At 45.2% G+C, this 8,854-nt stretch carries 7 protein-coding genes; 6 read left to right on the top strand and 1 reads right to left on the bottom strand.

Translation table 11 applies throughout. The features are described from left to right. Positions 1 to 145 precede the first annotated feature (145 nt). The 3 genes from ACMXYX_RS11460 to ACMXYX_RS11450 are packed head-to-tail and all read left to right on the top strand — an operon-like array spanning position 146 to position 5,785. On the top strand, positions 146 to 1,579 hold the full coding sequence (locus ACMXYX_RS11460; RefSeq protein ID WP_415896566.1) for a Wadjet anti-phage system protein JetA family protein: 1,434 nt from the start codon (positions 146 to 148) through the stop codon (positions 1,577 to 1,579). Continuing rightward, positions 1,569 to 2,345: a DUF4194 domain-containing protein gene (locus tag ACMXYX_RS11455; protein ID WP_415896565.1), complete on the top strand. Its 777-nt coding sequence runs from the start codon at positions 1,569 to 1,571 to the stop codon at positions 2,343 to 2,345. The genes ACMXYX_RS11460 and ACMXYX_RS11455 overlap by 11 nt, the downstream gene beginning before the upstream one ends. Then, positions 2,342 to 5,785, top strand: coding sequence for an SbcC/MukB-like Walker B domain-containing protein (locus tag ACMXYX_RS11450; protein WP_415906013.1), 3,444 nt, complete (start codon positions 2,342 to 2,344; stop codon positions 5,783 to 5,785). The genes ACMXYX_RS11455 and ACMXYX_RS11450 overlap by 4 nt, the downstream gene beginning before the upstream one ends. 63 nt (positions 5,786 to 5,848) lie before the next feature. Here the strand turns inward: ACMXYX_RS11450 and ACMXYX_RS11445 are convergent, their stop codons facing one another. After that, positions 5,849 to 6,535, bottom strand: coding sequence for a hypothetical protein (locus ACMXYX_RS11445; protein WP_415896563.1), 687 nt, complete (start codon positions 6,533 to 6,535; stop codon positions 5,849 to 5,851). Between the two features lie 172 nt (positions 6,536 to 6,707). Here ACMXYX_RS11445 and ACMXYX_RS11440 point away from each other — a divergent pair, with 172 nt between their 5' ends. The 3 genes from ACMXYX_RS11440 to ACMXYX_RS11430 are packed head-to-tail and all read left to right on the top strand — an operon-like array spanning position 6,708 to position 8,770. Beyond that, positions 6,708 to 7,073, top strand: a complete 366-nt coding sequence (locus ACMXYX_RS11440) for a hypothetical protein (protein WP_415881736.1) — start codon at positions 6,708 to 6,710, stop codon at positions 7,071 to 7,073. A 30-nt stretch (positions 7,074 to 7,103) separates the two neighbouring features. Then, on the top strand, positions 7,104 to 8,456 hold the full coding sequence (locus ACMXYX_RS11435; RefSeq protein ID WP_415881735.1) for a DUF3422 family protein: 1,353 nt from the start codon (positions 7,104 to 7,106) through the stop codon (positions 8,454 to 8,456). Then, the gene (locus tag ACMXYX_RS11430; protein WP_415881734.1) at positions 8,453 to 8,770 is read left to right on the top strand and encodes a BolA family protein; all 318 of its coding nucleotides are present in this window, start codon (positions 8,453 to 8,455) and stop codon (positions 8,768 to 8,770) included. Before ACMXYX_RS11435 ends, ACMXYX_RS11430 begins: the two co-directional genes overlap by 4 nt. The last annotated feature ends 84 nt before the right edge of the window (positions 8,771 to 8,854 follow it).

Genomic DNA, 8,854 nt, shown 5'->3' with positions numbered 1-8,854 from the left:
GAAGAGGGAATCCAGTCTATATTCAACTACGAATATAGTGGATTTAGCCCTTATCCCTAGTCCAATTTTCCGCTAGAATCGGTTCCTATTACCTTATAAAAATAGAACCCTGTTCACGGGTTTAAAGACCGCGGATTAACGCTGAATGCTGTTTAATAAACTTCCTGATAACTTGTTTTTGCCTTTATCCGGGCAGAATCGACAGGTTTATCAGGCTGTACTTATCTCATTGGCCGACCTGTTCTTTGATGAAGATTTGGTTGACCCGTTTGTACCTAAGGATTTGGTACGTTCAACGATCGAAGGGGCGGTAATTCGTCTAGGTGTTCGTCGTTGGGAACCAGAAGAGGATGATTCTGAAGAGGATCAGCAAGAACCCCCTCGTTCAACTGCCGAATATACCAGTCGTATCTATCGTCGCTTGGTAGCTACCGGGTGGTTGGAAGAAGAGCAGCGTATCTATCGCAGTTATGTTCTGTTATCTCCTGCGAATAGCTTCCTGTTACGTACCTTGGTTTCGATTGCGAACCTAGAGAAGCGTAGTTACGGTGGTGCGGTTCTTAACGTATTGAGTTCGTTAGAATCAGCTATTAATGATCCGCAAGGGCGTGGTATTACGCTATCGGAAGCAGCTCAAACAGCAGCAGATTTCAGCGCCCACCTTACAGATATGATGCTTGGCCTGCGTGAGCTGAAGATCAATCTGTCGCAAACCAATAATCCACAAGAGATTGTTCGCAATTTCTTTGAGCGATTCGTAGAGCATATTTTGGTATCAGACTATAAAACGCTGAAAACCAAAAATAACCCGTTCCGATTCCGTCAACAGATCCTATCTCTATTACGAGAGTTACAGTTTGATACAGTCAAACTGGAAAAGTTGATTATGCACTATCAAGAGCAGTTTGAAGTTGATATCCATGATGCTGAAGCGCGTGTACATCAGCATATCAACCGCATTATCCGTATCTTCGAATCAGTCGATCAGCGTTTAGCTATCATTGACGATTTCCGCTACAAGTTGGAAAAACGTGTATCTGACACTGTTCGCTACATGGATAAAACGACGCCGGGTATGGCTTCACGTTTATCCCGTGTGATTGCTCAAATTAGTGAAAAAGATGGTCGTGAAATCCCACGTATTCAAACTTTGGATACGGTTGGTTTCCTTGCGCCGGGTAGTGTTCGTGCACCGGTTAAGCGTCGCACCATTGCAGAACCACAAGTTATTACTCGCAAAGAGATCGATCCAAAAGTTCTGCAGCTTCGCCAACTCTTTAAGGAATATAAAGAGCGTCGTGAAGTTAAAGTTGATCGTATAGAAGCGTATTTAGAGCGCCATTTGATTGGCCGTGAAAAAGTCAACGCCTCTGATTTCGAGATCAGCTCGATCGAAGATTACATCTGTTTCAGCTATGTCCGCCACCTGAAGTCATTAGGTAAGAAAGCGCGTAAGACAAGCGAACAGTATGAAATTAAATTCCAGGAAAATTACGTAAGCGTTGCCGACATGGTTGAGTGTCGTGATTTTTATATAACTAGAAAAGATCATTCAAAGGAAGTTTCAAATGCTAGGTGATCTGCAGAAAATTATCGGTCGCAGCGATCAGTATCAAGCCAGCGATTTTAGCCGTGCGGCGAATCAACTGCTGACCAATCAGTTCCTATATGCGGAGCGTCCTGGGCACCGTGAAAGCTATTTTCTAGTTGCTTCGCAAGTAGACTACTTTACGAACCTTTTCGAAGCGATCGGCTGGTCTTTTATCCATCAGCCTGATGAAGCTTATATGGGTATCATCCCTAAAGGTGAAGAGCGCTTTATGCGTTTACGCTTGGATGAATCCTTGTTGCTGCTTTGCATTCGTCAGCAGTATGAACAGCGCTTAGAAAGTTTCGAAGTGGAAGCAGGGCAGGCATACACAAGCACTGACGAACTGCTTACGGTTTATGAAAACCTAACGCGTAAAGAGATTCCAAACGAAACGCGTTTGAAAGAGATCCTTTCCTTGTTCTCTCGTCACGGTGTTATCGAACGCGGTAAGCCAGATGAGATGGAACCTAAGAATATCCCGCTTAAGATTAATCCAGTAATCCGCCAAGTTGTGGTTGAAGACTTTATTCGTCAGCTTGAAGGTCTTTGTGAGTCCAACGAGCAAGATGGTGAAGTGGTATTGGATATGGATGAAGTCGCGGAAGCAGCGGTAGAGCCTGCTGAAGAAAACAACGAAGATGTCTCAGAAACAAAAGTTGAAGCAGAAGTAGAAGCTGCTGACGAAACATCTGAAGAGCTAAACGAAGCAGTCGCTGAAACGGCAGAAGAAAAAGAAGAGGTACCAGCTGAATGAAGCAGCTAAATCGTATTATTCTGGTTAACTGGTACGTTCTTGGTGCTGTAGAGATACCGATTAAAGGTAACGTTGCGGTTGTAGGTCCAAACGGTTCTGGTAAATCATCCCTGCTGGACGCGATCCAAACAGTATTGATGGGTGGTAATAAACGTCACTTGAGCTTCAACGCATCGGCCGGTGAAAAGAGTGAGCGTAGCCTACGTACTTACTGTCTTGGTTTCCTTGATGATGACGGTAAAAAGAATACTGCACGTCATGATTCGCTTTGTTATTTGGCATTGAGCTTCTTTGATACAGAAACGGCTAAAGAGACGACGGTTGGTGTAGCGATTAGTGCATCTACTGCGTCTGCTGATGAAGATGTTCTAGGTCGTTTTATTCTTCCAGATTGCTCTGTATCCCTAGACGACTTTACCGAGAAAACAGGTGAAGGCCGTCTACCTAAAGCTTGGGATCAAGTTCGCGATCATCTCTACAAGCAGTGCCAAGATATGATTCTGGAGAAGCGTTCTAGTCGTTTTGTTCGTGAACTGGTAACGCATCTAAGTTACGACCCAGAGATGCCAAATGATGATGATAAGTTTGTTAAGAACTTTAAGAACGCGCTTAAGTTCGTGCCAATCGACAGCCCTACACGCTTTATCCGTGAGTTCGTCCTAGACGAAAATATCGTCCATGTCGGCGCATTCCGTAAGTCTCTTGATGAATACCGCGCGATGGAAACTAAGACGCGCGAAGTAGCTAACCGCATCGGTGAGCTAGAGAAGGTACAAGAGCTTTGTAACGGTATTCAGCGCAATGTGAAAAACGCTGCTGAGTACGAGTGGGTTGTTCACGAAACACGATTCGAGAATGCAGACCTTAAAAAAGAGGATGCTGCAGAACGCTTGGAAGATAACCAAGCGAAAGAGGAACAGGTACAGGTAGATCTGGAGAAGAAGAGTGAAGAGCTCAACCAGATTATGCAGAACTTGGCCGAAGCCCGTGCAGAGCTAAATACCTCTGATTCAGCTCACAAAGTTAAGGCGCTTGAGTCCTCTATCACAGCTAAAACGCACGAAGTTAATGTTGTGAAAGAGCGTATTCAGGGCGTTTATAACCTGATGCGCACTACCGTAGGTTTTGCTGAAAACAGCGAACTGCTACCTGAGAAATTCCGTCCTGTTGTAGAGCAGTGTGTCGAACAGTGGCGCTCGGGTCAGGACATTATGGCGGATCTATGGCCGCAATCTCCTGTAGAAGTTGATAACGTTTTAGAAAACCTAAAACTTCAGGTTGAAGGTGTTCGCCGTGATATCGCACGTCGTTACGAGCACTCGGTAATTCGTATCAATGAGCTACGTTCTGAAATTCAGAACCAGAAGAGTGCCGTTGAAGCGCTAAAACAAGGTCATGCTCCAGTACGTCGCAATACCCGTGAATTGATGGAATTGCTTCAAGAATACGGTATTGAGTCCACGCCGATCTGTGAACTGGCTGATATCAACGATGATAAGTGGCGTATTGCGATTGAGTCTTTCCTAGGTGCGCGCCGTGAAGCGCTAATCGTCGATCCAGATCGTGTGAAAGAAGCGATCACGCTATACCGTCGTAAAGGTCGCCACCTTAAAGGTTGCCGTATAGTTAATACGACCAAATCTGGTGACTGGCTAAACCGTTATAAAGCTGGCTCACTGGCTTATTTCATCGATACTGAAAATGATCATGCTCGTGCCTACATGAACCGTGCACTAGGCGGCGTGATGGCGGTTGAGACAGAAACCGAACTACTGCGTCACGAGCGTGCATTAACTTATGACTGCATGTTGCAGACAGAAGGTTCGACAACGGCGATCAACGAACAGCAGCCTATTATGGGTATTCGTCGTCGTTCTGACCAAGCTGCGCTACAAGGTAAGCAGGTTGATCAGCTGGTATCTGAATTTACACAACTGGGTAAAAATCACGATACATTGGAAAAACTACGTGATGCGTTAATTACGCTGAACAACGGTTTGGACAATGTAAACGAACGTGTATTCGACTTGGTTAACCAACGCGAACAGCTTGATACAGAGATCGAAGGTCAGCGTCAGGCGATCACCGATCTACGTAACCAAGATGATACAGGCGTGCAGCAGCGTATTGCTGATCTAGTAGCTGAGCAGAAGTCTACAGAACAGATGCAACGTAGCTTGATGGATAAGCTTCAGAAAGTACGTACGTCCATCATCAAAGATACGGCAGCGCTAGAAGTATTCGACCAAGAGCTAGAAGAGCACTCTACTGCACGTACTGCATGTGAAGAGAAGGGCGAGTTTGATGCGCAATCTGCGCAGGAAAAACGCGATTACCTAGATGAATCATGTTCTGGCGAACTAGAGCGTATTATCTTTGAAGCAGCGAAGAAAGCGCAGTCCGAACTGTCTCTTCACGAGAAGAAGAAAAATGCCGTACGTGATGGCGTTGCTCAATACAAAGCGAAATACCATGGCGGTGGCTTGAGCCATCAGCAGCTAGATAAAGTTACACCTGATTCTACTCATGAAGAGCTATCTGCATTTGTAGATGAAACCGTACAAGCGCTTAAAGATTCTGAGCTGGCTAACTACAGTCAGAAAGCAGAACGTGCACGTCTAGAAGCAGAAACTGCATTTAGATCTGACTTTGTTGCGCACTTGAACGATCAGATCAACAAGATCAAAGATCTTATTCGTGAGCTTAACCAGCATCTTAAAGGTCGTCCGTTCCATAAAGAGATGTACAGCTTCGATATGATGCCGAACCCAGAATTGAAAGATATTTTGGAGCTGGTAGAAGCTTATACTCAGATGGATTCAGCGAACGTTGGTTCTCTATTTGATCTGAAATTTGATAGCGATAAGCCTCATAAAGATGCACTGGCGAAGATTCACGAAGTGCTGAAAGATGAAGGCGAGAGCAGCCTGTTGCAGGATTACCGTAACTTCTACAACTTCGAATTGGTTGTAAAAGATCTCGACGGTAACCGTAAAACAACCCTCACTCAGCGTATCAAAACTGGTTCCGGTGGTGAGCACCAAGTACCGTTCTACGTGGCAATTGCTGCAGCCCAAGCTGCAACATACCGTCTACGCGAAGGTAATGATGGCAACCCTCTAGGCGGTATGAGTCTGTCTGTATTCGATGAAGCCTTCAACAAGCTGGATTCTGAGAACACAGTAACTTCACTTGGTTTCATGAGCGATCTTGGTTTGCAGACAATTATCGCCGCACCGGATGAGAAGTACTCACTACTAAGTTCTTGTATGGATACCATCATCAACGTTTGCCGTGATGGTCGTATCGTAGACTTGGATGTTGAGTTCCCAACGCTTCAAGGGCGTGAACTTCTAAACTCTGACAACCCTCTGAAAATGATGGCTGAGTTGGAAACAGAAGATCAAGATGAGCAGGAGCTTGAGCCAGAACCGGCTTAATCCTCTCGGAACAAAAAAGGCGCTTCGGCGCCTTTTTTATTGGATTGAATATATCGAAGAAAATTAGCTAGATGTTTTTAAGCGTGGCTTCGGCCAAGTAAGCTTAGGGATCAGACTGATAAATGGCTGCTTACCACGGAAGATATGCAACCGACCTTTATGTACCTGACCGATGCATTGCTCAACAGGGTCGAGCAAAATCATCATAATCGTGCTTATGCTCGGCGGCGGAGCCCCGGCATTTTGCTTACTGCCCGGTAGAGCTTTAACTTCATTTTGAAGGCTAGAGAACTGCTGATGGCTAATGAGTTTTGCCAACGACTGAGCGTCCCATATATCAGGCTGCGCCATTAAGGGCTCAAGTAAACCGAGCGTATTTGGAGATACAAGGCAGCGCTCACGGCTAAAGTACTTTCGAACACTCAGATCGGTATGCACTTTAAGCAGGGAGTTATCGCGAACATTACTGTCGAACGCCATCTGCTCCAAACCAGTCAAAATCGCATTGAGATCCCAATTACAGCCTTTAATTAAGCGCCAGACAGGTTCCATGCTGGTACGCGAACCTAGGCTGTATTTCACCGCATCATGAATCAGCGTGTCTTTAGGTAGAAGGGTGATCTTTAGAAAAGTCGTCTGGAAGTCTACCAGGCATTCAGGGCTTTCAATAAAACAGTATGGCAGTTCACGGCGGCAGAACGCCATCCACTGATCGCGCGAGTTAAGTTGTTGTAATACAGGAATAATCACAGAATTAACTCAATAAAACAGTTTCGTTCGACTAGCCAAAGGTAGTAAGCTAAAAAGCTACCTCAACAGAGGGTAAACTTCATCTCTTTACCCCTATCAGGTGATCAATCAACTGTTATGATGGGTCTAATAATTTATAGCCCGAGTATAACCAAAGCTAAGGATAAGAACCATGAAGTTGCTTAACCGTTCAGCATTTGTTGTTTTACCGCGACAGCCATTTGCAGACTGGACTAATAGTTTAGATGTAGATGCCGACGGTTTACACCAGTGCTTAACTCTAGACGAGCAGCGTAGGGAAGGCACCGTTTATCTGGTCGATGAAGTCAGCACGGAAGAGGATTTCTCCAAAGCGCTGGAATCCCATTGGCAGTCTATTTTCGAAAGCGAGCTTTCTGCATGGGATGAATTGGGTGATCATTGGCCGCGTGAAATTAGCTTTGCTAACTTTCAAGAATGGTTTGATGTCTATCCGCAAATCATGGCTTTGGATTTAGCTAAACAGCCGTTAATGATGGCAAATTTGGAAGATGTATAGCCGCGTTAGTTAAGGGCTTTTGGAGATTTTATGGAGCAGATTGTTAACCCTCATGGACTGAAAATGCACCCAATGCGGGAGCGTTTGTACAGTGAATTACACTCGCGCCCGTTCCAGGTTATTCCAAGTCCGGCTCGCATTACCCATCTAGCAGTGATGTGTAATCCTGAAGAGAGCAAACAGCAGTTTGCACACCTGCAGGAGTTGTTTAAGCATTTTGGTGTTGAGCCACCTGAAGTTGATGAACTTTGTTACCACGCGGACTTCGGTAATCTACGAGTGCGCCGTGAAAAGCACATGGAGTTCACTACTTATACCTTTATCAATACAGGTATAGAGCAGGGCGGTAACCCATTTGAAGTCACTGGACTAACACCGCTACCGGAAGGTTGGCTTGCTGACATTCCAGGTACTGTGATGTCGGCCTTCCACGTTTCTGTAGAAGATGCGCGACAAACACATGAGTTGAATCTGCCATTAGTAAAACGCTTCTTCGAAGGCATGCGCCTAGTCGGTAGTAGTCCGCAAAATGGCGATGCCCGCGTTTGGACGACCTTCCAGATGCACAGTGATGGCTTCGGTCGTTTCCTGATCTACAACAAGCAGATGAGTGATAGCCAGTTAGGTCGATTAACTCAGCGTATCATGGAGATTGAGACCTACCGTTTGATGGCATTGCTTTCATTGCCGACTGCGCGAGAGATCAATCCAACGCTTGGCGATATGGACCAAAAGCTGGCTGATATTACCGATCATCTAGCCCACAGTGGTGATATCGATGAGCAGGAATTGCTGTTCCGCCTTACCGATATGGCATCTTGGGTGGAAGACTGCAGAGCACGAGCAACCTTTAGATTCAGTGCAACGTATGCCTACCACGATCTGGTTATTAAACGCCTAGAAGAGCTGCGAGAAGATGAAGTCTCTGGTCACTTAACTATTACCGAGTTTATGACCCGTCGTTTAACTCCCGCGGTTAAAACTTGTCGTGCGACCAGTAATCGTCTTGAGGATCTATCCCGTCGTATCGACCGTGTTGCAGAGATGATGCGTACACGCGTAGAGCTATCGATCCAATCGCAAAACCAAGAGCTGTTGGCTTCTATGGATCAGCGCTCTAAAGTTCAACTAATGATGCAACATACGGTAGAAGGCCTATCCGTAGCAGCAATCAGTTACTACACTATTGGTTTAATTAAATACCTATTAGATGCCGTGTATAACTCTGGTGTAGATCTGAACAAAGATCTGATTTTAGGTATCTCGGTACCTGTTGTAATCGGCGCTGTTGCATTAACGACACGTAAAATCCATCGACACTTCTTAAAAATGGCGACAGAAGAGGTGGAAAGAATGGATGAAAGTAAAAAGAGTAAAAAATGAGTATAGAAGCGGTAATTAGAAATCGACTAGAAGATGGTCTGGCGATTGAGCATCTTGTTATAGAGAACGAGAGCCATATGCATTCTGGCCCTGCAACGGACTCTCACTTCAAAGTGACGGTTGTATCTGATGACTTTGAAGGCAAACGTAAAGTCCAGCGTCACCAGCTGATTTTTAGTTTCCTATCTGACCGGATGAACAACCCAATTCATGCACTGTCGATGCATTTGTTCACTCAACAAGAGTGGCATGATAGAGGGCAGGCGGTTGCGCCATCACCTAAATGTTTAGGTGGCTCTAAAGCAGATAAATAACAAAAGCGACTTCGGTCGCTTTTTTATTTTTGACCGACTATAAGGTCTGATGAGTTAGATCAAATTCCCTTAAAGTAGCACTAT

This window comes from Neptuniibacter sp. QD72_48, from assembly GCF_047778065.1.
In the GTDB taxonomy this organism is placed as follows: domain Bacteria; phylum Pseudomonadota; class Gammaproteobacteria; order Pseudomonadales; family Balneatricaceae; genus Neptuniibacter.
The sequence above is the reverse complement of the archived record's forward strand: the minus strand, read 5'-3'. Positions and strand labels throughout refer to the sequence as shown.

What these genes read in the sequence shown, in the direction of transcription:
- ACMXYX_RS11450 (WP_415906013.1), top strand. Translation starts at nt 2,342, where the DNA reads ATGAAGCAGCTAAATCGTATTATTCTGGTTAACTGGTACGTTCTTGGT.
- ACMXYX_RS11430 (WP_415881734.1), top strand. Translation starts at nt 8,453, where the DNA reads ATGAGTATAGAAGCGGTAATTAGAAATCGACTAGAAGATGGTCTGGCG.
- ACMXYX_RS11455 (WP_415896565.1), top strand. Translation starts at nt 1,569, where the DNA reads ATGCTAGGTGATCTGCAGAAAATTATCGGTCGCAGCGATCAGTATCAA.
- ACMXYX_RS11440 (WP_415881736.1), top strand. Translation starts at nt 6,708, where the DNA reads ATGAAGTTGCTTAACCGTTCAGCATTTGTTGTTTTACCGCGACAGCCA.
- ACMXYX_RS11435 (WP_415881735.1), top strand. Translation starts at nt 7,104, where the DNA reads ATGGAGCAGATTGTTAACCCTCATGGACTGAAAATGCACCCAATGCGG.
- ACMXYX_RS11460 (WP_415896566.1), top strand. Translation starts at nt 146, where the DNA reads ATGCTGTTTAATAAACTTCCTGATAACTTGTTTTTGCCTTTATCCGGG.